A 26,330-nucleotide genomic window follows, 5' to 3' on the forward strand; every position below is an offset into this window, starting at 1 on the left:
GCGCGAGAGTGTATTCAGAGCGCGTGGGCCTGATCACCTGCGACCGGTGCGGCGCCGCCCGGCGCATCGGCCACGTAGCGCAGCTCGCGGTTCAGCACGCGCGTCGCCCGAGCGCGGTCGATGTCGTTCTCCCACACCGCGACGACCACCGTCGCGACGCAGTTGCCGATCAGGTTGGTCAGCGCGCGGGCGATGCCGACGAACCAGTCGACCGGCAGGATCAGCACGAGGCCGAGCACCGGAATCGCGGGAATCGCCGACAGCGTCGCCGCGAGAATCACGATCGCCGAGCCGGGGATGCCGTGCGCGCCCTTCGACGTGACGAGCGACACGAGCAGCACGACGATCAGGTCGTGCGTGGACAGCGGCGTGTTGGTGGCCTGCGCGATGAACAGCACGGCGAGCGTCAGGTAGATCGAGAAGCCGTCGAGGTTGAACGAATAGCCGGTCGGGATCACGAGGCCGACCGTCGAATCCTTGATGCCCATGTACTCGAGCTTGCTCATCACCTGCGGCAGCACCGCATCCGACGACGCCGTGCCGAGCACGATCGACAGTTCCTCGCGCAGGTAGCGGATCAGCTTGAACACCGAGAAGCCCGCGAGCCGCATCACCACGCCGAGCACGACCGTGACGAACACGAAGCAGCTCAGGTAGAACACCGCGACGAGGTAGCCGAGCTGCTTGAGCGACGCAACGCCGTACTTGCCGGTCGTGAACGCGATCGCGCCAAGCACGCCGAGCGGCGCGAGCTTGATGATGAAGCCGATGATCTTGAAGAACACGTGCGACAGTTCCTCGATCAGCGAATTGACGCGCTGCGCCTTGTCGCCGAGCAGCGACAGCGCGGAGCCGAACAGCACCGCGAACACGAGGATCTGCAGGATGTCGCCCTTCGCGAACGCGTCGATCGCGGTGTCGGGGATGATCTTCATCAGGTAGCCGGCCGTGTCCTTCAGGCTTTCGGCGTTCTTCGCGTACGTCGACAGCGACGCCGCGTCGAGCGAGCGCAGGTCGATGTTCATCCCGACGCCCGGGCGCGTGACCCAGGCGAGGACGAGCCCGATGCCGAGCGCGAGCGTCGTCATCACCTCGAAGTAGACGACGGCCTTCAGGCCGACCCGGCCGACCTTCTTCAGGTCGCCCGCATTGGCCATCCCGCTGACCACGACGCAGAACACGATCGGGCCGATGACCATCTTGATCAGCTTCAGGAAGCCGTCGCCGAGCGGACGCAGCGACTCGGCGAAATGCGGGAAGAACGCGCCGAGCGCGACCCCTAGTATCAATGCGACGACTACCCGGCCAAACAGCGAATTGAGGAATTTCGACACGGCGCTCTCCCGATCCAACGGTTGCAGTTTCGTCTGTTCATACTGGTAAGACCAGTGATGTTATGGTCGATAGTAGGAAGCCGATATAGTGGCGTCAAGGACGAACAAAATAGGGATTTCCCGCCCCTCGGCGGGGTCGGAACGCACCGAAATCGGCTCGATCGTGGCTTACCCGTAGGCCGCTCATGCGCCGCCCGCGTGCGCATTACAATGCTGGTCAGACCGGCCATCGCTCATATCATGAAGAACGTTCCGCACACCGTGACCGACGCCGCCATCGCGACGATCCGCGACCGGATCGAGGCAGGCGTGTATCCGGTCGGCAGCCTGCTGCCGGCCCAGCGCCAGCTCTCCGAGGAGCTGGAGATCAGCCGCGCGTCGCTGCGCGAGGCGCTGTCGACGCTCGAGGCGCTCGGGATGCTGCGCATCCGCGCGGGCAAGGGCGTGTACGTCGAAAGCGCGCAGGCGTCGGCCGCGCATCCGTGGCAATTCGCCGAGCAGTCGTCGCCGCCCGACACCTACCAGATGCGCTATGCGCTCGAAGGCTTCGCCGCACGGATGGCCGCGCACGTGGTCAGCGACGAAGACATCGCGTGGTTCGAGGACAACCTCGCCGACCTGCACGTCGCGCTGACCGAAAGCGCGCTCGACGAGGCATCGCGACTCGACTTCGATTTCCACATGCGGATCATCCATCTGGCCGGCAACGCGGCGATCGAGTCGATCCTGCGCAGCAGCGCGGACATCATGAAGGAAAGCCAGCGCATGCCGTTCTACCGGCGCGAGCTGCTGCTGTCGACGTGGCACGAGCACCGCGCGATCGTCGACGCGCTGATCGCGCGCGATGCGGCCGCCGCCGGCACCGCGATCGAAACGCACATCGCGAACGCCGCGCAGCGCGCAGGCGTGTTCTTCCCGACGCCCGGCGCGTAATCCTCCGGCGCCGCGTCGGCACGCGGCCGGTCACGCAGTCATGCGGCGGGCCGGCAATCCGTTTCCGCCGCACGACGAAAAAGGCACGCGCCGCGCATCGCGGGCGTGCCCGTTTGCCCAGGGCGTCGCTGCCGTCGCGACGCTAACGCCGCACCGTCACGCGCCCTCGTTCGCGAAATCGATCAGCACCTTCATCGCACGCTGGCGATCGCCCGCCAGTTCGAACGCGAGGTTCGCGTCGCGCATCGGAAACACGCGCGTGACGGCCGGCCGCAGATCGACGCGCCCCGCGTTGATCAACTGCACCGCGAGCGCGAATTCCGTGTGGAAGCGGAACGAGCCGCAGATCGACAGCTCCTTCGCGACCACCACATTCTGCGGCAGGCTCACGTCGCCCCCGAGCCCGAGCTGCACGACGACACCGCGCGGCCGCATCACGTCGAGCCCGTCGCGCAGCGCGCGCGCATTGCCCGAACACTCGATCATCACGTCGAACGTGCCCTTGTCGGCGCTGTAGCGCTCGACCCAGCCGGCATCGGCCGCCGCATTGATCGTGCGATCCGCGCCGAGCGCGCTCGCCACCGCGAGCGGCGCTTCGACGACATCCGTCGCGACGATCTCCGCCGCGCCGTGCACGCGCGCCGCCGCGACCGCCAGCACGCCGATCGGCCCGCAACCCGACACGAGCACGCGCTTGCCGATCAGCGGGCCTGCCCGCGACACAGCGTGCAGCCCGACCGCGAACGGCTCGGCGAGCGCCGCGAGCGACAGCGGCACGTGATCGGCGACCTTCACGCACTGCACCGCGTCGCACACGAGCGCGTTGCGGAACGCGCCCTGCACGTGCGGCATCCGCATCGCGCTGCCGTAGAAGCGCATGTCGAGACACTGGTTCGGCAGCCCCTCCAGACAGTAGCGGCATGCGCCGCACGGCCGGCTCGGATTGACCGCGACGCGATCGCCGACCTGCACCGACGTCACGTCCGGCGCCACTTCCGCGACCGTGCCGGCGACCTCGTGGCCGAGCACCATCGGCTGCTGCAGCCGGATCGCGCCGAAGCCGCCATGCCGGAAGTAATGGAGGTCGGAGCCGCAGATGCCGCCCATCGCGACGTCCACGCGCACCTGGCCCGGCCCGATCTCGCCCGCGTCCTGCTCCTCGACCCGCAGGTCGTTCGGCCCGTGGATCACGACACACATGCAACGCATACGCACGACAGTCTCCTTGTCAGACCGCACTCGTCAGCCCGCCGTCGACGAACAGCGTCTGCCCGTTCACGAAATCGGATGCGGCCGACGCGAGGAAGATCGCCGCGCCGCACAGCTCGTCGACCTGCCCCCAGCGGCCGGCCGGCGTGCGCTTGCACAGCCAGTCCGAAAACGCGGCGTCATCGACCAGCGCGCAATTCAGTTCGGTTTCGAAATAGCCGGGCGCGAGGCCGTTCGCCTGGATGCCGTGGCGCGCCCAGTCGGCGCACATCCCTTTGGTCAGCATCCGCACCGCGCCCTTGGTCGCCGCATACGGCGCGATCGTCGGCCGCGCGAGCTCGCTCTGCACCGAGCAGATGTTGATGATCTTGCCGCGGCCGCGCGCGATCATGTGCCGCGCGACGGCCTGCGCGACGTTGAACACGCCGTCGAGGTTCACGCGCATCAGCGCATGCCAGTCGTCCGGGTCGAATGCGTCGAGCGGCGCGCGGCGCTGGATGCCCGCGTTGTTCACGAGGATGTCGATCGCGCCGACGCGCGCCTCGAAATCGTCGACCGCCGCGCGTACCTGCGCGTGCTCGGCCACGTCGAACACCGCATGGTCGGCCGCGAAGCCTTCGTCGCGAAACTGGTGCGCGAGCGTCGCGGCCTTCTCTTCATTGCGATCGTTGATGACGATTGCCGCGCCGGCTTCCGCGAGCCCGCGGGCGAGCGTCAGCCCGATCCCGCGGCCGGAGCCGGTAATCAGCGCGCGGCGGCCGTCGAGGCGGAACCGGTCAAGCGCGTGAGTCATGGATGTCTCCTCGTGCCAGTCGAGCCGGCTGCCCGTCGCGGCCGATCTCGCGTTGACGGTATCTTCGGCCGCCGGCCGGGTCCGCGCCAATGGTCTTTTTTGATCCGGTTATCATGAAAATTGATTACCGTTCTCCCGTACTCGCCACCGCCCATGGAACTCAAGCAATTGCGCGCGTTCGTCACGCTCGCGGAAGACCTGCATTTCGGGCGCGCCGCGCAGCGCCTGTGCATCGTGCAGCCCGCGCTGAGCATGCAGATCAAGGCGCTCGAGGCGGAACTCGGCGCGCGCCTGTTCGAGCGCGACCGGCACAAGGTCGAGCTGAGCGACACCGGGCGCGTATTCCTGCCCGAAGCGCGGGCGACGCTGCAGCAGGCCGCGCGCGCGGAACAGATGGCGCGGCTGTCGAGCCGCGGCGAAATCGGCACGCTGCGGATCGCGTTCGTGTCGTCGGTGTTGCCGGCGCTGCTGCCGGCCGTGCTGCGCACGATGCGCGAACGCTATCCGTTGATCGCGCTCGAACTGAAGGACATGCCGACGCCCGACCAGATCGGCGCGCTACGCGACCGGCGGATCGACTTCGGGATGATCCGGCTGCCGGCCGCGTATGCGGGCATCGACACGCGCGTGGTGCTCGAGGAAGGGTTCGTCGTCGCGCTGCCGCTCGACCATCCGCTGGCCGCGCGCGATGCGATCGCGCCGGCCGACCTGCGCGGCCACCCCGCGTTCGTGCTCGCACGCCGCTATGCGCCTGGCTTTCACGACGACATGCTACTCGCGCTGAGCCGTGCAGGCACGACGCTCGAGATCGCGCAGGAGTTCGGCGAATTCACGACGATGCTCGCGCTCGTCGCGGCGGGAATGGGGATCGGGCTGATCCCGGCGCAGGCGGCGAGCGCGCTGCCGCCGAACGTGCTCGCGCGGCCACTCGATCTGGCCGGTCACCGCAGCGGCATCGGCCTCGCGTGGACCGATCTCGACAGCCCGCTGAAGCGGGCGTTCGTCGACGCGATCGAGCAGGTGACGGCGAACGCCGGCCAATAAAAAACCCGGCCGGGAAGCCCCGGGCCGGGTTCGTTCGCCACGCCGGCCGCCTTGCAGCGGCCGAGCGACGTGCGCGATTACTTCGCGTTCGCGAATGCGATTGCCGTATCGAGCATGCGGTTCGAGAAACCCCACTCGTTGTCGTACCAGCTCGACACCTTCACGAGGCGGCCCGACACCTTCGTCAGCGTCGCGTCGAACGTCGACGAAGCCGGGTTGTGGTTGAAGTCGATCGATACCAGCGGTGCGTCGTTGTAGCCGAGGATGCCCTTCAGCGCGCCTTCCGATGCTTCCTTCATGATCGCGTTGACTTCCTCGACCGTCGTGTCGCGCTTCGCGATGAACGACAGGTCGACGATCGACACGTTGATCGTCGGGACGCGGATCGCGTAGCCGTCGAGCTTGCCGTTCAGTTCCGGCAGCACGAGGCCGACGGCCGATGCAGCACCCGTCTTCGTCGGGATCTGGCTGTGCGTCGCCGAACGCGCGCGGCGCAGGTCTTCGTGATAGACGTCCGTCAGCACCTGGTCGTTCGTGTACGCATGGATCGTCGTCATCAGGCCGGTTTCGAGGCCGATCTTGTCGTTCAGCGGCTTGACGAGCGGCGCGAGGCAGTTCGTCGTGCACGATGCGTTCGAGATGACCGTGTGCTCGGCCTTCAGCACGTCGTGGTTCACGCCGTAGACGACCGTCGCGTCGACGTCCTTGCCGCCCGGCGCCGAGATGATCACCTTCTTCGCGCCGCCCTTCAGGTGCGCGCTCGCCTTTTCCTTCGTCGTGAAGAAACCCGTGCATTCCATCACGACGTCGACGCCCAGCTCGCCCCACGGCAGTTCGGCCGGGTTGCGGTTTGCCAGCACGCGGATCTTGTCGCCGTTCACGACGAGGTAGTCGCCGTCGACCGACACTTCGCCCGGAAACTTGCCGTGCGCGGTGTCGTACTGGGTCAGGTGCGCGTTGGTCTTCGCATCGCCCAGGTCGTTGATCGCGACGATCTCGAGATCGTGCTTCTTGCCGTTTTCATAGAACGCGCGCAGCGTGTTGCGGCCGATACGGCCGTAGCCGTTGATTGCGACGCGAATCGTCATGGTTATCTCCTGATGGCTGAAAAAATTCGTTTCGTGCAGCTTCACGGGGCGACGCGCGCAACGGGTGGCGCGCGTCGCGTAGGCTTTTAGGCCAGCACGGCCTTGGCTGTCTCGACGACGTGCTCGACGGTGAAGCCGAAGTACTTGAACAGCACGCCGGCCGGCGCCGATTCGCCGAACGTGTCGATCCCGACGACGCCGCCGTCGAGGCCGACGTATTTGTGCCAGAACGACGTCACGCCTGCTTCGATCGCGACGCGGCGCACGCCGTGCGGCAGCACGCGTTCGCGGTATTCCGCGTCCTGGCGGTCGAACACGTTGGTCGACGGCATCGACACGACGCGCGCCGCGATGCCCTGCTGCGCGAGCGGTTCGACAGCCTTCATCGCGAGTTCGACTTCCGAGCCCGTCGCGATCAGGATGATCTTGCGCGCGACGATCTCTTCATCCCAGTCCTTCAGCACGTAGCCGCCCTTCTCGATGTTGGCGATCTGCGCATCGGTACGCGGGTTGAACGCAAGGTTCTGGCGGCTGAAGATCAGGCTCGACGGACGGTCGGCGGCGACCGCGTGGGTCCATGCGACGGCCGTCTCGACCGTATCGGCCGGACGCCAGACGTCGTGGTTCGGGATCAGGCGCAGGCTCGACACGTGCTCGATCGACTGGTGCGTCGGGCCGTCTTCGCCGAGGCCGATCGAATCGTGCGTGAACACGAAGATCGACGGCACCTTCATCAGCGCGGCCACGCGCAGCGCGTTGCGGCTGTAGTCGGAGAACGTCAGGAACGTGCCGCCGAACGGCTTGTGGCCGCCGTGCAGCGCGAGGCCGTTGATCGCGGCGCTCATGCCGAATTCGCGCACGCCGTAGTTGATGTGGTTGCCGAGCAGCACGCCCGCGCCTTCCGGATTCGCGCGCACCGCCTTCGACGCCTTCCAGTTGGTCAAGTTCGAGCCGGTCAGGTCGGCCGAGCCGCCGAGCAGCTCGGGCAGCGCGGCGGCGAGGCCTTCGATCGCCTGCTGCGACGCCTTGCGGGTCGCGACCGTCTCGGCGCGCTCGTTCGCGCCGGCGATGATCGCGGCAGCCTTCTCGGCCCAGTCGGCCGGCAGCTTGTTCGCCATCCGGCGCTCGAATTCGGCGGCTTCTGCCGGGAACTTCGCGCGATAGGCCGCGAACGTCGCGTCCCATTCGGACTCGGCGCGCTTGCCGGCTTCCTTCGCGTCCCATGCCGCATAGACTTCCTGCGGAATCACGAACGGCTCCCAGGTCCAGCCGAGCGCCGCGCGCGTCTTCGCGATTTCTTCCGCGCCGAGCGCAGCGCCATGCACGTCGTGGCCGCCGGCCTTCGTGGCCGCGCCCTTGCCGATCACCGTCTTGCAGCAGATCAGCGTCGGCTTGTCCGACAGCTTCGCCTTCGCGATGGCCGCGTCGACCGCGTCGACGTCGTGACCGTTCACGTTCGGGATCACGTTCCAGCCGTACGCCTCGAAGCGCTTCGGCGTGTCGTCGTGGAACCAGTTCACGACGTCGCCGTCGATCGAGATGCCGTTGTCGTCGTACAGCGCGATCAGCTTGTTCAGCTTCAGCGTGCCCGCGAGCGAGCAGGCTTCGTGCGAGATGCCTTCCATCAGGCAGCCGTCGCCGAGGAACACGTACGTGTGGTGATCGACGATCTTCGCGCCGTCACGGTTGAATTCGTCGGCCATCAGCGCTTCGCCGAGCGCCATGCCGACCGCGTTCGCGAGACCCTGGCCAAGCGGGCCGGTGGTCGTCTCGACGCCCGGCGTGATCCCGTATTCCGGGTGGCCCGGCGTCTTCGAGTGCAGCTGGCGGAAGTTCTTCAGCTCTTCGATCGGCAGGTCGTAGCCGGTCAGGTGCAGCAGCGAGTACAGCAGCATCGAGCCATGGCCGTTCGACAGCACGAAACGGTCGCGGTCGGCCCAGTGCGGGTTCGTCGGGTTGTGCTTCAGGTGGCGCGACCACAGTGCGACGCCGATTTCGGCCATGCCCATCGGCATGCCGGGGTGGCCGGAGTTCGCTTGCTGGACGGCGTCCATCGCGAGCGCACGGATCGCGTTGGCCATCAGGGTGGTGGAGGCGGGAGACGAAGTCGTCATGTCGAGTCCGGAGAACGAGTCGAGGAAACGGGGGCACGGCGGCATCCGGAAGCTCGAGCGTCAATCGTTCCCGGCGCGCGGTGCGGCGCCTGACGGACGCGAAGCGGACGGAGCCAACGGACGGGGCTGCAAAGCTCGTCATTTTAACAGATGGGCCGACATTTCCCTTGTCGGCGCGTAGTGTTCCGGCACGGTTTTCCGTCAAACCGCCCGCCGCCTATAATTCAGGCGTCGGAACTGCCTGCCCCAGCGGCCCGCCCGTGAGCACCACCCTTCTCTTTCACCCGACGCCCGACGCCACCTACGGCTTCCCGAATGCGCGGCGGCTCGCGCACGTCGCGTCCGCGCACCAGCAGATCGAAGTCTGGGAAACGCCGCAGCTCGGCCGGCTGTTCACGCTGGACGGCCGGCCGATGACGTCGGTCGGCGACGAGTTCGTCTATCACGAGTGCATGACGCACCCGGCCGCGCTCGCGCATCCGTCGCCGAGGAAGGCGCTCGTGCTCGGCGGCGGCGACGGCGGTGCCGCACGCCAGTTGCTCAAGCACGCGTGCATCGAGCGGATCGTGATCGCCGAACTCGACGACGAGGTGGTCGGGATGGCGCGCCGCTATCTCGACGACGTGCACCAGGGCGCGCTCGACGCCCCGCGCGTCGAGGTCGTGATCGGCGACGCCGCGCATTTCGTCGCGTCGACGGTCGAGCATTTCGATCTCGTCGTGTTCGACCTCACGCCGCCCGATTCGCCGGCGGCCGGCCTCTACACGCGCGAGTTCTACGCGCGGCTCAAGCGGATCCTCACGCGCTGCGGCGCGATCTCGATGCATCTCGGCTCGCCGGTGTTCCATGCGGCGCGCATCGCCGCGCTGCTCGACGACCTGCGCGCGAGCTTCGCGGTCGTCGATCTGCTGTCCGCGCACGTGCCGCTGTACGGCTCGCAGTGGCTGATGGCGATCGCGAGCGACACGCTCGATGCGGCCGCGCTGTTCGCGCACGACGTCGACGAACGGCTCGCGGCCCGCCGCGTCGACGGCTTGCGCTATTACGATGCGCGGCTGCATGCGTCCCTCTTTACCCTGCCGCGCGCGCTGCGCGATACACTGGGCGTTCGCCGCTGAACATCCGGACGGCCGCACCGTCCCGCTGTTCCAGCATGAGACCGGCGCAGGCGCGCAAGCGCCGACACCGTGCAACAGGAGATTTTCATGACCGATCCACGTCCGGCCAACGTGCCTTGGTTGACGCCCTACCTGGCCGTACGCAACGCGCGCGCGGCCATCGAGTTCTTCAAGGCCGCATTCGGCTTCACCGTACGCGACGTGCACGACGAGGACGGCGCGATCATGCACGTCGAGATGGCCTATCGCGGCCAGCTGATCGTGATGTTCGCGCCCGAAGGCGCGTTCGGTTCGCCCGCGCTCACGCCGAAGCGCGCGAACGCCACCGCGCCGCAATCGTTCTATCTGTACGTCGACGACGTCGACGCCACCTGGCAGCGCGCGCTCGACGCGGGCGCGAAATCGCTGAGCGCGCCGCAGGATCAGTTCTGGGGCGACCGGTTCGCGCAGATCGAGGATCTCGACGGCTACCGCTGGGCGCTCGGGTGCCGTCTCGACGCATGACCGAAACCGCCACACGCATGAACGAAGCCACCACCACCGCGGCCGTGCCGCGCTTTTTCGTCGACGCCGCGCTGCGCGCCGACGCCACGCTCGCGTTGCCGGCCGACGTCGCGCGCCACGTGCAGGTGCTGCGCCTGCAGCCCGGCGACGTGCTCGCGTTGTTCGACGGCACGGGCGGCCAGTACCGCGCACGGCTCGTCGAAGTCGACAAGCGCAGCGCGCTCGCGCAGGTCGATACGTTCGAGCCCGTCGAGGCCGAGCCGCCCTATCGCGTGACGCTCGCGCAGGGGATCGCCGGCGGCGACAAGATGGACTGGGTGATCGAGAAGGCCGTCGAGCTCGGCGTCGCGGCGGTCGTGCCGCTGTCGACCGCGCGCGGGGTCGTGAAGCTGTCCGGCGAACGGGCGGACAAGCGCGTCGCGCACTGGCGCGGCGTCGTGCGCGCGTCGTGCGAGCAATGCGGACGCAACCGCGTGCCCGACGTCGCGCCGGTCGCCGGCTTCCACGCGTGGCTCGATGCGCTGCCGGCCGCGCCGGCCGACGGCGAGCTGCGGCTGCTGCTGTCGCCGCGCGCGAGCATCCCGTTCGCATCGCTGCCCGACGCGCCGCCCGCGGCGGCCGTCACGCTGCTGATCGGACCCGAAGGCGGGCTGTCGCCCGACGAGGAAAATGCGGCCCGCGCACGCGGGTTCACCGCGCTGTCGCTCGGGCCGCGCGTGCTGCGTACCGAGACGGCTGGCGCGGCCGTGCTCGCGGCGTTGGCCGCGCGCTGGGGTGGGTGGTAAAGCGCGTCAGCGCGCCGCGCCATGCAGCCGAGCGAGAATCGCACACGCAAAAAAGCCCGCTCGAAGCGGGCTTGTTACCGAATCGGCCGCGCGGGCCGACCGTGCGCTTACGCGAACGAGTAGAACACGCGGAACGCGACCTTGCGCTCGGCCCAGAATTCGGCCGCCTCGCGGAACACGTCGAGCAGCGTTTCGCGCCCTTCCTTGTCGAATTTCTGCGCGATCGGCAGCCCTTCGAGGACGATCACGAAGCCGGGCTGCGCGCCGGCCTTCGCGACGAGGTCGGTGAGGCAGTCATACAGCGCGTCGTAGTTCTTCCCGAAATGCTTCGGAAACAGGAACGAGGTCGCGATCGTTTCCATGACTTCCTGCTTCGACTGCGCGGCGCCGCAATACGCATACAGGAAATGCTGGCCGAGCCGACCGGCTTCGTCGGCGAGATCCTGCACGCGGAACGCGCGGATCGACTGCACGAGATTGGGTCGCACGGTCGTGAAAAGGCTCATAGGCTCCTCGTTCGATGAAAGCCCGGGCTCGGCTTCCTGTTGCTCCGGCGTGCCGCCGGCCTGCGCCGCCGCGTGCAGCTGAATCACACGCTGAAACAGATTGCCGTCGCCGGCCGCGAACAGTTCCGCCGCCGCCGTATCGTGCGCGTAGATGGAGTCGCTCATGCCATTCGTCCCGAAGTCATTCAACAATACGTTTAAAACTGTTGTAGTGGTCGCCCGTGTAATAACAGTTGTCGATCCGGCGCAACGGCCCGCCACAGACGATCCGGCGCGCGCCGCGATTGCGCGCACGCGGCGTCGGCACCGTGTACTCATGGTAATAGCCGCGCTTCGCCTTCGGCAGGATTCGCTCGCGATTGCCGAACACGACGCCGTCTTTCTCGTACGGATAGGGACCGCCGGCGCCGATCAGGCCCAGCGTGGTCACGGCCTCGCGCGGAAGACGGGCGGTCGGGATCGTATCGACCCCGCTCGCGGCCACGTCGGCCGGAACGGCCTCCCGTGCGTAAGCGGCGGAAACCAGACTGCCCGTCGGCGTGCCGACGATACCCATCGCGAACATCGCGAAGACGGACGCGAGCGCGCCGTTGCGGAGCCACTTGCGTGCCATGAACCAGGGTTCCCGCTGTTAAATCAAGTAGTTGACGACCAACAAAGGCGTTAGCGTAGCGTTATTGGCCGCGCGAATCAATGTCCGTTTGGGAATCGAAAGCCTCGCGGCACTCGAGATTCCGTATTTCTTACCGAAATTGCACTACATTTATCTTACATGAGATAAAATGCGAGCGGCATCGCTCGTCCGGCAGGTCTCTGCCTCCTTGCCGCACTCATTACCCGGAGTGGAGCGATGCTGCTGTTGCTTATGGGAAGCGCGGTTGCGCCCTGCCCGCGGCGTGCCCCTTGCGGGCACGCCTCTTTTTGCCTTTGTTTACAATTTCACCCGACCCGCGACGCCGGTTCGACCGGCGCCGCGTGGTCGTTCCGGCTCAGCGCGCGGCGTTGACGTCAGCGACCAGCAGCGCCGCCATGTTGACGATGCGACGAACGGTCGCCGATTCGGTCAGCACGTGCACCGGCTCCGCGGCGCCCAGCAGGATCGGCCCGATCGCGATGTTGTTGCCCGCAGCCGTCTTCAGCAGGTTGTACGCGATGTTCGCGGCGTCGATGTTCGGCAGGATCAGCAGGTTCGCGTCGCCTTCGAGCGTCGATTCCGGCAGGATTTCCTTGCGCAGCGCCGCATCGAGCGCGACGTCGCCGTGCATCTCACCGTCGACCTTCAGCTCCGGCGCGGTTTCCTGCAGGATCGCGAGCGTATCGCGCATCTTCTTCGCCGAAGGGGCGTTGCTCGTGCCGAAATTCGAATGCGACAGCAACGCGACCTTCGGCTCGATGCCGAAGCGGCGCACTTCTTCCGCGGCCATGATCGTGATTTCGGCCAGCTCTTCCGGGGTCGGATCGACGTTCACGTGCGTATCCACCAGGAAAATCTGGCGGCCGGGCAGCACGAGGCCGTTCATCGCCGCGTATACGCTGCAGCCCGGGCGCTTGCCGATCACCTGGTCGATGAAGTGCAGGTGGCGGTGCGTGGTGCTGATCGTGCCGCAGATCATCCCGTCCGCTTCGCCCTTCTTCACCAGCATCGAGCCGATCAGCGTCGTGCGGCGGCGCATCTCGACGCGCGCGAGCTGCTCGCTGATGCCCTTGCGCGCCATCAGCTTGTGATACGTCTGCCAGAAGTCGCGGTAGCGCTCGTCGTGCTCGGTGTTGACGACCGTGAAGTCGACGCCCGGATTCAGGCGCAGGCCGTAGCGCTGGATACGGTGCTCGATCACTGACGGACGGCCGATCAGGATCGGCTTCGCGAGTTTTTCGTCGACGATGATCTGAACGGCGCGCAACACGCGCTCTTCTTCGCCTTCCGCGAACACGACGCGCTTCTTCTCTTCCGGCGCGGCGCGCGCGATCTGGAAGATCGGCTTCATCGTCGTGCCGCTGTGATACACGAACTGCTGCAGATGCTGCTTGTACGCGTCCATGTCCTCGATCGGGCGCGTCGCGACGCCGCCGTCCATCGCGGCCTGCGCGACGGCCGGCGCGATCTTCACGATCAGGCGCGGGTCGAACGGCTTCGGAATCAGGTATTCGGGCCCGAACGACAGATCCTGGATACCGTACGCGGTCGCGACGATGTCGCTCTGCTCGTGCTGCGCGAGTTCGGCGATCGCATTGACGGCCGCGATCTCCATTTCACGCGTGATCGTCGTCGCGCCGACGTCGAGTGCGCCGCGGAAGATGAACGGGAAGCACAGGACGTTGTTGACCTGGTTCGGGTAGTCGGTGCGGCCGGTCGCGAGAATCGCGTCGGGGCGCACTTCGAGCGCCGCTTCCGGCAGGATTTCCGGCGTCGGGTTCGCGAGCGCGAGGATCAGCGGGCGCTCGGCCATGCCCTTCACCATCTCCTGCTTCAGCACGCCCGCGGCCGACAGGCCGAGGAAGATGTCCGCGCCGTCGATCACTTCGGCCAGCGTGCGGGCGTCGGTTTCGCGCGCGAAACGCTCCTTGTCCGGATCCATCAGCTCGGTGCGGCCCTTGTAGACCACGCCGGCCAGGTCGGTCACCGTGATGTTCTCGAGCGGCAGGCCGATGTCGACCAGCAAGTCGAGACACGCGAGCGCGGCCGCGCCGGCGCCGGACGCGACGAGCTTGACCTTCTTGATGTCCTTGTTGACGACCTTCAGCCCGTTCGTGACGGCCGCGGCCACGACGATCGCGGTGCCGTGCTGGTCGTCGTGGAACACCGGGATCTTCATCCGCTTGCGCGCTTCGCGCTCGACGATGAAGCAGTCCGGCGCCTTGATGTCTTCGAGGTTGATCCCGCCGAAGGTCGGCTCCAGCGCGGCGATCACGTCGACGAGCTTGTGCGGGTCCGACTCGTTCAGCTCGATGTCGAACACGTCGATGCCCGCGAACTTCTTGAACAGCACGGCCTTGCCTTCCATCACCGGCTTCGACGCGAGCGGGCCGATGTTGCCGAGACCGAGCACCGCCGTGCCGTTCGTCACGACGCCGACCAGGTTGCTGCGCGCGGTGAAGCGCGCGGCGTTCAGCGGATTCTCGACGATCTCCTCGCACGCGTACGCCACACCCGGCGAATACGCGAGCGCGAGGTCGCGCTGGTTGATCATCTGCTTGGTCGGGGCGATCGCGATTTTGCCGGGGGTCGGAAATTCGTGATAGTCGAGCGCGGCTTCGCGCAGCTTGGCTTTGGAGGAGGCTTGGGTGGACATGTGTCTCGTGACGGGCGGATTAGAATAACTGTTCGACGGCATTGTAGCGCCAATCATCGGCCGCCAGACCGGCGATTCGGGTGCGACAGTCGCGACAAAAATGAACTGGATGGTACAGGCGCGCCGCCGCCCGCCTCGTACAATGCCGTTCCTTCAACCGTTTCGGATCGCCCGCCGTGCCAGCCGCCCTCTCCGAGTTCTCGCTGATCGAACGCTTCTTCACGCGCCGCGCCGCGCAGGGCGCCCGCGCGTCGACGCTCGGCATCGGCGACGATTGCGCGCTGATCGCGCCCCGATCCGGGAAATTGCTGGCCATTTCGACGGACATGCTGGTGGAAGGCCGCCACTTCTTCCCCGATGTCGCGCCGGACGCGCTCGGCCACAAGACGCTCGCGGTCAATCTGTCGGACCTCGCGGCGATGGGCGCCGAGCCGCGCGCGTTCACGCTGGCATGCGCGCTGCCGCGCGCCGACGCGGCGTGGCTCGAGGCGTTCAGCGACGGCCTGTTCGCGCTGGCCGAGCGATACGGCTGCGAACTGATCGGCGGCGACACGACGAGCGGGCCGCTGAACCTGTGCGTGACCGTATTCGGCGAAGTCGCGCCCGACGCGGCGCTGCGGCGCGATGCCGCGCGCGACGGCGACGACGTCTGGGTGTCCGGCACGCTCGGCGACGCGCGCGCGGGGCTCGGCGTCGCCCGCGACGAATGGACGGCCGGCGCGGATGAAGCCGCCGCATTCCGGCGCGCGCTCGAGCGTCCGGAGCCGCGCGTCGCGCTCGGCCTAGCGCTCGCGGGCGTCGCGCACGCGGCGCTCGATCTCTCCGACGGCCTCGCCGGCGACCTCCAGCACATCCTGACGCGCTCGAACGTGCGCGCCGAGATCGACGCCGACGCGGTGCCGCGCTCGGCCGCGCTCGCGACGCTGCCGCCCGACGTGCAGCGCCGCTGCACGCTGGCCGGCGGCGACGACTACGAACTGTGCTTCACGGCGCCGGTCGCGGCCCGCGCGGCGGTCGAAGCGGCGGGCGCCACGGCCGGCGTGCCGGTCACGCGAATCGGTACAATACGCGCGTTGTCCGCGCCGTCGGCGCAACCCGCCATCGCGTGGCGCGACGCCGCCGGCGCGCCCCTCGCTCTCACGTTGCACGGTTTCGACCACTTCCATGCAGACTGATCCGACGCCCGCGCACGCCGCGGCCGAGCCCGGCGCCGCGCCGTCCGCGCCGACCCGCACGACGGCCCGCTTCATGCTGTCGCACCCGGCGCATATCGTGTCGCTCGGCTTCGGCAGCGGGCTCGCGCCGATCATGCCCGGCACGTTCGGCTCGCTGTTCGGCTGGCTCACGTTCGTCGTGCTCAACCGCTACCTGACGGTGCCCGAATGGTGGGCGCTGATCGCCGTCGGCTTCGTGGCCGGCACCTGGGTCACCGGTTTCACCGCGAAGAAGGCCGGCGTGTCCGATCCGGGCGCCGTCGTCTGGGACGAGATCGTCGCGATCTGGCTCGTGATGCTGTTCGTCACGCCTGCGACCTTCGTCGGCCAGCTGTGGGCGTTCGTCGCGTTCCGCTTCTTCGACATGCTCAAGCCGCCGCCGATCCGCTACTTCGACCGCCGCCTGAAAGGCGGGCTCGGCATCATGGTCGACGACCTCGTCGCCGCGTTCATGACGCTGCTGGTGATCGCGCTGTGGCGCTCCGTCGCCGGCTGACCGATTTCCCGACTCCCGTTTCCCGACGCGCATGCCAACCGATTCCGTCGTCCACCAGCTTGCGATCCGCGCAGGCAACAAGCTGCGTGACGAGCACCTGACGCTCGCCACCGCCGAGTCCTGCACCGGCGGGATGATCGCCGCGGCGATCACCGACATTTCCGGCAGCAGCCAGTGGTTCGAGCGCGGCTTCGTCACGTATTCGAACCAGGCCAAGATCGAGATGATCGGCGTGCCGGCCGACCTGATCGACAAGCACGGCGCGGTCAGCGAGCCCGTCGCGCGCGCGATGGCCGAAGGCGCGCTGCGCAACAGCCGCGCGCAGGTCGCGCTGTCCGTCACCGGCATCGCGGGCCCGGGCGGCGGCAGCGAGAAGAAACCGGTCGGCACCGTGTCGTTCGGCTGGAGCAACCGGCTGCATACCGACGTCGAAACGCTCGTGTTCAAGGGCGACCGCGAACAGATCCGCACGCAGGCGGCCGCGCATGCGCTGCGCGGGCTGCTGAAGCTGCTCGACGAACGCGAACGTTGATCGGGCGCGCGTGCCGCGCCCGCCCTGCTCGCTTACTGGATCGCGTCGGGCTTCACGACGATCCAGTTCTTGTCCGCCGTCACCGGCAGCCCGAGCGCCTTCTGCTTCGCGGCCGATTCGTCCGACCACGCGCGGATCTGCGTCATCTGCTTGTCCTTCTTGTTGACCCACACGCGCACGCCGCCGCGCGCGACGTCGGTCGCGTTCAGCAGCATGTAGCCGTCGGACGTCGGCGTGTCGCCCGCGACGAGCACCGGCTTCTTCCACTGATCGATCCAGCCGGCGATCGAACCGAGCTTGCCTTCGTACCACGTCATCGGGTTCATCAGGAACGGCGTGATCACGAGATTGCGGTTCGCAGCCTCGTCGTACTTGCCGGCCTTGATCTGCAGCCGCGACGTCGTCAGCGCGCCGGTCGCCGGGTTGCGCAGCAGCGTCGTCACGCCGATCACGTTCTGCGGCTTCACGTTGTAGCCGTACTTCGGGTCGGCCAGCACGAGCCGCGCGAGCTCCTCGTGCGCGGCCGTCATCACGTAGACGTCGATCCCGTTCTCGCGCAGCGCGTTGTACAGCTCCTGCATCCCGCGGAAGAAGCGCGGCGGATTCACCGTGCCGTCGACCACCTTGTCGCCCTGCCAGTAGCGGATCGGAATCGGCTTGCCGTCGGCGAGCATCGCGTCGATGTGGCGCTTCAGGTCGGCGAGCGACTGCCCGGCAAACGCCTGCGCGATCCACGGATAGCAGACCAGGTCGTCGATCTCGCAGAGCCGGTAGTAGTAGCTCGTCAGCGATTCCTGGTAGTCGGCGGAATCCTTGAACGGGATCAGCTTCAGCGACGGATCGAGCGAATCGCGCGTCAGCACCCCATGGTTCTCGAGATACGGCAGCAGCGCTTCCTCGAGGTCATAGCGGTAGGTCGTGTTGTCGGCGTCGAACACCGCGTAGTCGCCGCGGTTCGCGTGCGCGGCGATCATCGCGTTCAGCGCCTTCGCGCTGTCGGCGGGCCAGTGCGACAGATCCGCCGCATGGGCGAACGTCATGCACAGCGACGCGGCGAACGCGCTCAGAAGACGGCGGGACAGCTTGGGCATGGCGTCGCTCCTTTTCTTGACATTTTTGTGACGAATCGGTGACAACCGGCAGCATCGCGCGACTAAATTGCGCATATGCGATACGGAAGCGACGGGAAATTGTTCGCGTGCGCCAGGACGGCGAACACGCGATGAACGCGCGCGGCCCGCGGACGCGGGCGCGGCGGTCGAAGGCCGCCCGGGGCGGGCGGCCGGTATTTCAGCGATGCGCGTTGATCGTGTCGCGCGTCTTCTGCGCGGCGAGCGCCGCGGCTTCGGCGAAATCCTCGCCCTTGCTCGCGTACAGGATCGCGCGCGACGAGTTGATCATCATCCCGGTGCCGTCGGCCGTGCGGCCCGCGTTGACGGTCGCCTGCACGTCGCCGCCCTGCGCGCCGATGCCGGGGATCAACAGCGGCATGTCGCCGACGATCCCGCGCACGATCTCGATTTCCTTCGGGAACGTCGCGCCGACCACGAGGCCGAGCTGGCCGTTCCGCGCGTTCCACTTGTTCGCCGCGAGATCGGCCACGACCTGGTACAGCGGCCGCCCGTTCGTATCGAGGAACTGCAGGTCCGAGCCGCCCGGGTTCGACGTGCGGCACAGCACGATCACACCCTTGCCTTCATGCTCGAAGTACGGCTCGACCGAGTCGTAGCCCATGTACGGGTTCACCGTGACGGCGTCCGCGCGATAGCGCTCGAACGCTTCTCGCGCGTACTGCTCGGCCGTGCTGCCGATGTCGCCGCGCTTCGCGTCGAGGATCACGGGCAGGCCCGGATGCTGGAGATGGATATGCGCGATCAGCCGCTCGAGCTGGTCTTCCGCGCGATGCGCGGCGAAGTATGCGATCTGCGGCTTGAACGCGCTCGCGTACTGCGCGGTCGCGTCGACGATCTGCCGGCAGAATTCGAAGATCGCGTCGGGCTGGCCGTCGAACTGCACGGGAAAGCGCGACGGCTCGGGATCGAGGCCGACGCACAGCAGCGAATTCGTGCGCTGCCACGCGGCGCGCAGCGATTCAATGAAAGTAAGCGGGGAAGACATGGCGGATACTCGCGGCAAACCGTTGGTAGACCGCGTATTTTACCCGCGTCGCCGGTGTCCCTCGCGTGTCGCGGCATTGCTGCGCGCATCGGTGCGTCCGACGGTGAACACGAAACGCCGCGTGAGCCGCTCGCCGGGCGCGAGCAGCGTCATCCCGTGCGCGGTCGCGCCGCCCGGCAGGTTCACCGCATTGATCGGATGATCGACCGGCTCGAAGCAGAAGAAATCCGCGCCCGGCGGCGTATAGAGCACGTACGCGTCGGCGTCGGCCGCGACGGTCAGCGACAGCCGGCGGCGCGGCCAGCTCACCGTCGCGTGGCCGCCCCAGCCGGTGAACGCGTGATTGACGAGCGTGGCCGGCAGCGGATACGCGACGCCGAACTGCCAGGCCGGCGGCACGCTGACGTGCCGCACCGGCAGGAAATCGGCGCCCGACAACCACAGCCCGCCCGCCGCCGCGGCGAGTTCGGTCGCCGCATCGCGCACGAGGAACGGATGCACGCCGAGCCCGAACGGCAGCCGCGCGCGGCCCGCGTTCTCGATCGTCAACGCGATCGACAGCGTCGCGTCGTCGAGTTCGAACGACTGGATCGCCCGGAACGCGTACGGCGCGCCGGCGGCGCGGTCGAGCGACAGTTGCAGCGACGTGTCGGTCGCATCGTCCACCTGCCACGGCGCGAGCCAGCCGTCGCCATGGATCGGCAGCGGCTCGTCGCGGCGGTTGCGCGGCACCGCCACCTTGCGCCCGTCGCATTCGAAGCGCCCGTCGCCGATCCGGTTCGAGTACGGCAGCAGCGGATAGCACGCGAGCTCGTTCGGGTCCGTCGCCGTCTCCGGGTGCTCGCACCGGCGGAACACCGGCATCAGCACGCCGTTGTCGCCGCGCCAGTCGAAGCGCGCGATACCGCCGCCGAGATGCGGCAGCACGTCGAGCCGCAGCGATGCGTTCGACAGCGTGACGACCGCCGCATGCGCGGCGCCGACGCCCTGCGCGAACACGGCCGTCTGCGGGCCGGGGCTGACCGGCTGGGCGGCGGCCGCCAGGCGCGCGCGGCGCGACTGGCTGGTGGACGACGATGCGCGCGAGGACGTGGCGGTCATGGTGAGCTCCTTTCCTTCGTCGAAGAAACGATGCAGGTCGTGCGAGCGGTCAGGCCCAGCCGCCGTCGACGATCACGTCCTGCGCGGTGATCATCCGGCTGTCGTCGGCCGCGAGAAACAGCGCCATCCGTGCGAGATCGGCCGGCAGCAGCTCGGCGTCGATGCACTGGCCGGCCTTGATCGCGGCGCGGCCCGCGTCGTCGAGCCACAGCCGGCGCTGCTTGTCGGTCATCACCCAGCCGGGCACCAGCGAATTCACGCGGATGCCGAACGGGCCGAGATCGCGCGCGAGGCCGCGCGTCAGGCCCTGCACGGCCGCCTTCGCCATCACGTAGACGGGATAGCCGCCGTTCTTCAGCATCCAGCTGATCGAGCCGAGATTGATGATCGCGCCGCCGCCCTGCCGCTTCATGTCGTCGATCACCGCCTGCGCGGCGAAGAACTGGTGACGCAGGTTCACCGCGATGCCCGCGTCGAACGACGCGGGCGTCACGTCGCCGATCGCATGGCGTGCGTCGTTCGCCGCGTTGTTCACGAGCACCGCGATCGCGCCGATGCGCGCGCGGATCGCGTCGATCGCGCCGCGCAGCGCATCGACGTCGGTCAGGTCGCACGACAGGAACAGCGGCGCATGCCGCACGTGCGCGAGGCGTTCGGCCAGCGCGGCGCCGGCCGCCGCGTCGAGGTCGACGAACGCGACGCGCGCGCCCTGTTCGGCGAAGTGCTCGACGAACGACGCGCCGATGCCGGTCGCGCCGCCCGTGATCAGCACCGCGCGATCCTCGAGGCTCGGGTAGCGCGCGAAGCGCGCGTCGCTCGCCGCCGTGTTCGCGCCGTGCACTGATGTATCGATGGTCATGCGGATCGTCTCCGTGGAAACAGGTCGGTCAGTCGCGTACGCCGCGGTTCTTCAGCTGGTCGAGCAGCACGGCCGCGAGCAGGATCGCGCCGCGCACCAGGTACTGGTAGAACGCGTCGATGTTCAGCAGGTTCATCACGTTCTCGACGGTGCCCATGATCAGCACGCCGATCACGACGCCCGAGATCGTCGCGCGGCCGCCCATCAGCGACACGCCGCCGAGCACGCACGCGGAGATCACGTTCAGCTCGAAGCCCTGCGCGGCGTTCGGCTGGCCCGACGTGATGCGCGACGCGAGAATCACGCCCGCGAGCGCTGTCACCGCGCCCTGGATCAGGAAGATGTACACGCGCGTGCGTTCGACGTTGATCCCCGCGAGCCGCGACGCTTCCGGGTTGCCGCCGATCGCGAGCGTGTTGCGGCCATAGACGGTCTGGTTCAGCAGCACGCCGAAGCCGATGAAGCACAGCAGCGTGACCCAGATCGGCAGCGACACGCCGAACATCGACAGCCCGCCGAGCGCGATGAACGTATCCGACGACACGCCGACCGCCTGCCCCTTCGACACGATGAAGCCGAGCCCGCGCACGATCTCCATCGTCGCGAGCGTCGTGATCAGCGCGTTGATCCGCAGATACGCGATCACCGCGCCGTTCACGAAGCCGATCGCGGCGCCGGCCGCGACCGCGGCGACGATCGCGACGAACGTGTTGTCGGTCGCGTTCAGCACCATCGCGCACAGCACGCCCGAGAACGCGACGGTCGAGCCGATCGACAGGTCGAAGTCGCGCGACGCGAGACAGAACATCATCGTGCACGCGACCATGCCGATCTGCGAGATCGACAGCGCGAGGCCGAGCATGTTGTCGATCGAGAAGAAGTGATCGACGGTCAGCGACATCGTGATGAACATCACCGCGAAGATCGCGATCAGGCTGTATTCGGTCAGATGCTGCCACCACTTCTGGCGGTCGCTCTGCTGCGGTACCAGCGCGTCGGCCGACTTCACTGCGGCGCTGGCAAGGTTTTCGTTGGCTTGCATGGTGTGTCTCCTGCTCCTGCATCGCGCGGCCCGCGCCGCGCGTGTTCGATTCGAATGTCCCGGGCTTGTCCGGACGTAGCCGGCCGCGTCAGGCCGCCTCGACCGCGCTCGTCTGCGGCAGCGCGAGGTTCAGCACCGCGTGCTCGTTCGCGTCGGCGCGCGGCAGCTCGCCGGCGATCCGGCCTTCGCGCATCACGACGATGCGGTCGGACACGCCGAGCACTTCCGGCAGTTCCGACGACACCATCACGATCGCGCAGCCGCGCTCCGCGAGCCGGTAGATCACGTCGTAGATCTCGTGCTTCGCGCCGACGTCGATCCCGCGCGTCGGCTCGTCGAGGATCACGACCTTCAGGTCGGGCTCCGCGAGCCAGCGCGACAGGATCGCCTTCTGCTGGTTGCCGCCCGACAGGAAGCGGATCTTCTGCCGCCGGTTCGGCGTCTTGATCTTCAGCCGCTGGATGAAGCGGTCGGCCGTTTCGCTCTCGGTCTTGCCGTTGATGAACAGCCCCGCGCGCAGCGAATGGCGGCGGCAACTGATGTTGATGTTCTCGGCGACCGACGCGATCGCGATGATCCCTTCTTCCTTGCGGTCCTCGGGGCACAGCACGATGCCGTGGCGGATCGCGTCGCCGGTGCGCTTCACGTCGATGCGCTTGCCGTCGAGCGTCAGCACGCCCGCGCGCCGGCGGTCCGCGCCGTACACGAGCCGCATCAGTTCGCTGCGGCCCGCGCCGACGAGCCCGAAGAAGCCGACGATCTCGCCCGCGCGCACCGAGAAGCTCGCCGGTTCGCGCAGTGCCGGGCCATCGACGCCTTCGGCGGAGAACCGCACGTCGCCGAGCGCGCGCGGCGCGTAATGGTAGATGTCCGCGATCTCGCGCCCAACCATCTCGGCGACCAGCCGCTCGCGCGGCACGTCGGCCAGCGCTTCGTGCGACGCGATCTTGCGCCCGTCGCGAAAGATCGTGCATGCATCGCACAGCCGGTAGATCTCGTCCATCCGGTGCGAGATGTAGATCAGCGCACGGCCCTGCGCGCGCAGGTCGTCGACCAGTTTGAACAGCACTTCCGTCTCGCGATGCGACAGCGAGCTCGTCGGTTCGTCGAGCGCGATCACGCGCGCATTGCGCATCAGCGCCTTGCAGATCTCGACCATCTGCCGCTGCGCGATCGACAGCCGCCCGAGCCGCGCGTCGGGATCGAGATCCACGCCCATCTCGGCGAGCCGCTCGCGCACGTAACGCTTCGCCTCGCGCTTCCTGACCCAGCCGAACGCGTTCGGCAGGCGGCCGAGCAACAGGTTCTCCGCGACCGTCAGGTCGGGCACATACTGCAATTCCTGGTGAATCACCGCGATGCCGGCCGCGATCGACGCGGCCGCATTCGCGAACTGCACGGGCTGGCCGTCGACCAGCACGCTGCCCGCATCGGGCTGATATTCGCCGCCGAGAATCTTCAACAGCGTCGACTTGCCCGCGCCGTTCTCGCCCATCAGGCCATGCACCTCGCCCGCATGCACGTCGAACGAAATGCCGTCGAGTGCGCGCACGCCGGGAAATACCTTGCCGATATTGTCAAAACGCAGTGCCGCTGACACGTCGTCTCCCCACTTCCAGATCCATCGACCGCCGGCCGCCGCGTCGCCGCGGCAGCCGGCGGGCCGCTTACTTCGACGCGAGCCCCATCTCCTCGCGCACCTTCGACACGTTGTCGCGCGTCGCGAGCATGCCCGTCGTCAGCGTCAACGGCGGCGGCGCCTTGCCCTGCGTGATCCAGGTGTACATCAGGTCCGAGGTTTCCTCGCCGTGGCGCTTCGGGCTGATGATCACGGTGCCGTAGAAGCCCGTCGGCTGCGGCTTCTTGAACTCGTTCAACGCCGAATCGGAACCGCCGATGCCGATGCCGATCATGTTGTCGGCCTTGAAGCCGCGCCCTTCGGCCGCGCGCACCGCGCCGAGCACGGCCTCGTCGTTCAGGCCGTATGCGACCCAATGCTTGAACTGCGGGTTCTTGGTCAGCGCGATGTTCGCCGCGTTGAACGCGTTCTCGGTGTCGGTCTTCGCCTGCGGCGCCGCGATCACGTTCGCCTTCGGGAAGCCGGCGGCGACTAGCGCGTCGGTCGCGCCGCTCGTGCGGTCGTGCGCGGTCGGCAGCTGCTCGTACGTGATGTCGATCGCGCCGACGTCCTTCATGTCCCAGCCGCGCTTCTTGATCTCGGCCGCGATGCCGTCGCCGACCTGCTTGCCGATGTTGTACGCGGAAATTCCCATGTGCGGCACCGCGTCGATCGGCTTGCCCGCGCCGTCGACGAGGCGGTCGTCGACCGTCATCATCTTCAGGTTGTGCGACTTCGCCTTCGCGACGATGCCCGGCCCGAGCTTCACGTCGGGCGTGCAGATGATGAAGCCCTGCGCCTTCTGCGCGGACAGGTTGTCGATCGCGCTCATCACCTTCTCGCCGGACGGCGCGCCGATCTTCACGAGCGTGAAGCCCTTCTGCTTCGCGGCGATCTCGGCGAATTTCCACTCGTCCTGGAACCACGGCTCTTCCGGCTGCTTCACGAGGAAGCCGATCTTGACCGGGTCGGCCGCGTGCGCGACCGGGCTGCCCATCACCACCGCGGCCGCAGCGGCCAGCGTTACGAACGTTCTGCGTTTCATCTCCAGTGTCTCCTTGTTTTCATCGAACAGGATGCAGCCGCTTGTTGGTTTCGACGCAGCGTGCGCGCGGCCGTCGCACGTGCGGTCTTTCGAATCGTTACGTCAATCGTGTCAGTCGTGATACAGCGCCGCGCGCCCGCCATCGACGGTGATGCACGCGGCATTGATGAACGGCGCCTCGTCGGACGCGAGGAACACGGCCGTCATCGCGACCTCCTCCGGTTTTCCGATCCGCTTCATCGGCTGCAGCGCGAGCGTCTCGGCGCGCGCGGCGGCCGGATCGGGCTGCGCGTCCCACCAGTCGCGCGTCAGTTGCGTCTCGATGTAGCCCGGCGCGATCGCGTTCACGCGTACGTTGCGCGCCGCGTATTCGATGCCGAGCGCACGCGTCAGGCCGAGCACGCCGTGCTTCGCGACCGGGTACGGAAAGCAGCCCGGGATGATCCTGAATGCATGCGTCGACGCGATGTTCACGATGCTGCCGCGACCGCGCTCGACCATGCCCTCCAGCGCCGCGCGGCAGCCGTGCCACACGCCGTCGAGATCGACCGCGAAGCAGCGGCGCCAATCGTCGTCGGTCATCGTCAGCGGATCGGCGAACACGTTGATGCCCGCGTTGTTCACGAGCGCGTCGAGCGGGCCGAACGCCGCTTCCGTCTGCGCGAGCGCGTCGCGCACCGCCTGCTGCCGCGCGACGTCCGCCTGCAGCGGCAGCACGCGCGCGCCGTTGCATTCGCGTGCGATCGCGGCGGCCGTGTGCTGCGCCTGCGGGAAGTCGAGATCGACGAGCGCGACGGCCGCGCCTTCGCGCACGAACGCACGCGCGATCGCGGCGCCGATGCCACGGCCCGCACCCGTCACCATCGCGACCTTGCCCGCGAGGCGGCCCATCATGCGGCTCCGCCGCGCGCGACGCGCAAGCCGGCCTGGAACGCGCGCGCATTCGCCGCGGTCGTGTCCGCCGACTGGCCGGGGCGGTACAGCGCCGAGCCAAGCCCGAAGCCGTTCGCGCCGGCGTCGAGGAACGGCTGCATGTTGTCCGGCGCGATCCCGCCGACAGGAATCAGCGGCACCGCGCGGTCGATCACCGCGCGCCAGGCCTTCACGACCGTCACGCCGAGCTGCTCGGCCGGGAACATCTTCAGCACGTCGGCGCCGTTCGTCAGCGCCGCGAACGCTTCGGTCGGCGTCGCGACGCCCGGCGCGCTCGCGAGCCCGCGCTCGCGCGCGCGGCGGATCACGGCCGCGTCGCTGTGCGGCATCACGATCAGCGCGCCGCCCGCGTCCTGCACGCGGTCGACGTACTCGGCGCGCAGCACGGTGCCCGCGCCGACGATCATGTCGTCAGGCAGCGCACGCCGCAGCGCCGCGATGCTGTCGAACGGCTCCGGCGAGTTGAGCGGCACCTCGACGATCCGGAAGCCGGCTTCGTACAGCGCACGGCCATGGTCGGCCGCTTCGGCAGGCGTGATGCCGCGCATGATCGCGATCAGCGGACACGCGTCGAACGCACGCATCAATGCGGCGTGGGGCATGTACGGTGCGGGCAAGGTCAGGTCGGACGGCATCGGCAATTCCTCTTCAAGC

Annotated in this window: 25 protein-coding genes; 8 read left to right on the forward strand and 17 right to left on the reverse strand. The window is 68.0% G+C overall.

Annotated elements, in window-relative coordinates; all coding sequences use genetic code 11:
- Positions 1-14: 14 nt before the first annotated feature.
- Complete coding sequence (locus HWX55_RS24985; RefSeq protein WP_175977665.1) at positions 15-1,334, reverse strand: C4-dicarboxylate transporter DctA; 1,320 nt, start codon at positions 1,332-1,334, stop codon at positions 15-17.
- 210 nt (positions 1,335-1,544) lie between these two features.
- Here HWX55_RS24985 and HWX55_RS24990 point away from each other — a divergent pair, with 210 nt between their 5' ends.
- Positions 1,545-2,267: an FCD domain-containing protein gene (locus HWX55_RS24990; protein WP_175977666.1), complete on the forward strand. Its 723-nt coding sequence runs from the start codon at positions 1,545-1,547 to the stop codon at positions 2,265-2,267.
- Positions 2,268-2,423: 156 nt separating this feature from the next.
- On the opposite strand, the gene HWX55_RS24995 is transcribed toward HWX55_RS24990, so the two are convergent.
- On the reverse strand, positions 2,424-3,482 hold the full coding sequence (locus HWX55_RS24995) for an L-idonate 5-dehydrogenase (RefSeq protein ID WP_175977667.1): 1,059 nt from the start codon (positions 3,480-3,482) through the stop codon (positions 2,424-2,426).
- A gap of 13 nt (positions 3,483-3,495) precedes the next feature.
- Positions 3,496-4,269 carry an SDR family NAD(P)-dependent oxidoreductase gene (locus HWX55_RS25000; protein WP_175977668.1) on the reverse strand — a complete coding sequence of 258 codons (774 nt, stop codon included), beginning with the start codon at positions 4,267-4,269 and terminating at the stop codon, positions 3,496-3,498.
- Between the two features lie 153 nt (positions 4,270-4,422).
- Here HWX55_RS25000 and HWX55_RS25005 point away from each other — a divergent pair, with 153 nt between their 5' ends.
- Entirely contained in the window at positions 4,423-5,313 is an 891-nt protein-coding gene (locus HWX55_RS25005; protein WP_175977669.1) for a LysR family transcriptional regulator, read from the forward strand.
- Positions 5,314-5,390: 77 nt separating this feature from the next.
- On the opposite strand, the gene gap is transcribed toward HWX55_RS25005, so the two are convergent.
- Together gap and tkt are read right to left on the reverse strand one after the other, a co-directional pair.
- A complete protein-coding gene (gene gap / locus HWX55_RS25010; protein WP_175977670.1) occupies positions 5,391-6,401 on the reverse strand; it encodes a type I glyceraldehyde-3-phosphate dehydrogenase in 1,011 nt (336 codons plus the stop codon).
- Positions 6,402-6,487: 86 nt separating this feature from the next.
- Positions 6,488-8,560 carry a transketolase gene (tkt, locus tag HWX55_RS25015; RefSeq protein WP_175977671.1) on the reverse strand — a complete coding sequence of 691 codons (2,073 nt, stop codon included), beginning with the start codon at positions 8,558-8,560 and terminating at the stop codon, positions 6,488-6,490.
- 215 nt (positions 8,561-8,775) lie between these two features.
- On the opposite strand from tkt, the gene speE reads away from it, so the two are divergent.
- The 3 genes from speE to HWX55_RS25030 all read left to right on the forward strand — a co-directional run bounded on the left by speE (position 8,776) and on the right by HWX55_RS25030 (position 10,922).
- On the forward strand, positions 8,776-9,633 hold the full coding sequence (speE, locus tag HWX55_RS25020) for a polyamine aminopropyltransferase (protein ID WP_175977672.1): 858 nt from the start codon (positions 8,776-8,778) through the stop codon (positions 9,631-9,633).
- A gap of 87 nt (positions 9,634-9,720) precedes the next feature.
- Entirely contained in the window at positions 9,721-10,137 is a 417-nt protein-coding gene (locus HWX55_RS25025) for a glyoxalase/bleomycin resistance/extradiol dioxygenase family protein (protein WP_069616776.1), read from the forward strand.
- 17 nt (positions 10,138-10,154) lie between these two features.
- Positions 10,155-10,922, forward strand: a complete 768-nt coding sequence (locus tag HWX55_RS25030) for a 16S rRNA (uracil(1498)-N(3))-methyltransferase (protein ID WP_175977673.1) — start codon at positions 10,155-10,157, stop codon at positions 10,920-10,922.
- A gap of 107 nt (positions 10,923-11,029) precedes the next feature.
- Here HWX55_RS25030 and HWX55_RS25035 read toward each other — a convergent pair whose 3' ends face one another.
- The 3 genes from HWX55_RS25035 to HWX55_RS25045 form a co-directional block, all read right to left on the reverse strand.
- Complete coding sequence (locus HWX55_RS25035; RefSeq protein ID WP_006476945.1) at positions 11,030-11,593, reverse strand: barstar family protein; 564 nt, start codon at positions 11,591-11,593, stop codon at positions 11,030-11,032.
- Between the two features lie 16 nt (positions 11,594-11,609).
- Positions 11,610-12,041: a ribonuclease gene (locus tag HWX55_RS25040; RefSeq protein ID WP_175977674.1), complete on the reverse strand. Its 432-nt coding sequence runs from the start codon at positions 12,039-12,041 to the stop codon at positions 11,610-11,612.
- Between the two features lie 376 nt (positions 12,042-12,417).
- Complete coding sequence (locus HWX55_RS25045) at positions 12,418-14,718, reverse strand: NADP-dependent malic enzyme (protein WP_050013844.1); 2,301 nt, start codon at positions 14,716-14,718, stop codon at positions 12,418-12,420.
- A 176-nt stretch (positions 14,719-14,894) separates the two neighbouring features.
- Between HWX55_RS25045 and thiL the strand changes: the two genes are divergently transcribed.
- From thiL to HWX55_RS25060, 3 genes are read left to right on the forward strand one after another with little or no spacing between them, the layout of a single operon-like run.
- Positions 14,895-15,893 carry a thiamine-phosphate kinase gene (thiL, locus tag HWX55_RS25050; protein ID WP_175977675.1) on the forward strand — a complete coding sequence of 333 codons (999 nt, stop codon included), beginning with the start codon at positions 14,895-14,897 and terminating at the stop codon, positions 15,891-15,893.
- The gene (locus tag HWX55_RS25055; protein WP_175977676.1) at positions 15,883-16,428 is read left to right on the forward strand and encodes a phosphatidylglycerophosphatase A; all 546 of its coding nucleotides are present in this window, start codon (positions 15,883-15,885) and stop codon (positions 16,426-16,428) included. Before thiL ends, HWX55_RS25055 begins: the two co-directional genes overlap by 11 nt.
- Positions 16,429-16,459: 31 nt before the next feature.
- Positions 16,460-16,960: a CinA family protein gene (locus HWX55_RS25060; RefSeq protein WP_175977677.1), complete on the forward strand. Its 501-nt coding sequence runs from the start codon at positions 16,460-16,462 to the stop codon at positions 16,958-16,960.
- A 32-nt stretch (positions 16,961-16,992) separates the two neighbouring features.
- On the opposite strand, the gene HWX55_RS25065 is transcribed toward HWX55_RS25060, so the two are convergent.
- From HWX55_RS25065 to HWX55_RS25105, 9 genes are all read right to left on the reverse strand, one after another.
- Positions 16,993-18,051 carry a haloacid dehalogenase-like hydrolase gene (locus tag HWX55_RS25065; RefSeq protein ID WP_175977678.1) on the reverse strand — a complete coding sequence of 353 codons (1,059 nt, stop codon included), beginning with the start codon at positions 18,049-18,051 and terminating at the stop codon, positions 16,993-16,995.
- A 199-nt stretch (positions 18,052-18,250) separates the two neighbouring features.
- Complete coding sequence (pyrF, locus tag HWX55_RS25070; RefSeq protein WP_050013849.1) at positions 18,251-19,078, reverse strand: orotidine-5'-phosphate decarboxylase; 828 nt, start codon at positions 19,076-19,078, stop codon at positions 18,251-18,253.
- Between the two features lie 39 nt (positions 19,079-19,117).
- Positions 19,118-20,179, reverse strand: a complete 1,062-nt coding sequence (locus HWX55_RS25075) for an aldose 1-epimerase (RefSeq protein WP_175977679.1) — start codon at positions 20,177-20,179, stop codon at positions 19,118-19,120.
- Between the two features lie 49 nt (positions 20,180-20,228).
- The gene (locus tag HWX55_RS25080; RefSeq protein ID WP_175977680.1) at positions 20,229-21,038 is read right to left on the reverse strand and encodes an SDR family oxidoreductase; all 810 of its coding nucleotides are present in this window, start codon (positions 21,036-21,038) and stop codon (positions 20,229-20,231) included.
- Positions 21,039-21,066: 28 nt separating this feature from the next.
- Entirely contained in the window at positions 21,067-22,080 is a 1,014-nt protein-coding gene (araH, locus tag HWX55_RS25085) for an L-arabinose ABC transporter permease AraH (RefSeq protein ID WP_069616785.1), read from the reverse strand.
- An 88-nt stretch (positions 22,081-22,168) separates the two neighbouring features.
- Positions 22,169-23,680, reverse strand: a complete 1,512-nt coding sequence (gene araG / locus HWX55_RS25090; protein WP_175977681.1) for an L-arabinose ABC transporter ATP-binding protein AraG — start codon at positions 23,678-23,680, stop codon at positions 22,169-22,171.
- A gap of 67 nt (positions 23,681-23,747) precedes the next feature.
- Complete coding sequence (locus HWX55_RS25095; protein WP_050013854.1) at positions 23,748-24,743, reverse strand: arabinose ABC transporter substrate-binding protein; 996 nt, start codon at positions 24,741-24,743, stop codon at positions 23,748-23,750.
- Positions 24,744-24,854: 111 nt separating this feature from the next.
- Positions 24,855-25,634 carry an SDR family oxidoreductase gene (locus HWX55_RS25100; protein WP_175977716.1) on the reverse strand — a complete coding sequence of 260 codons (780 nt, stop codon included), beginning with the start codon at positions 25,632-25,634 and terminating at the stop codon, positions 24,855-24,857.
- On the reverse strand, positions 25,634-26,311 hold the full coding sequence (locus HWX55_RS25105) for a 2-dehydro-3-deoxy-6-phosphogalactonate aldolase (protein ID WP_124556651.1): 678 nt from the start codon (positions 26,309-26,311) through the stop codon (positions 25,634-25,636). Before HWX55_RS25105 ends, HWX55_RS25100 begins: the two co-directional genes overlap by 1 nt.
- Positions 26,312-26,330 lie beyond the last annotated feature (19 nt).

The sequence above is a fragment of the Burkholderia sp. BCC1047 genome, assembly GCF_902833155.1.
Classification (GTDB): domain Bacteria; phylum Pseudomonadota; class Gammaproteobacteria; order Burkholderiales; family Burkholderiaceae; genus Burkholderia; species Burkholderia sola.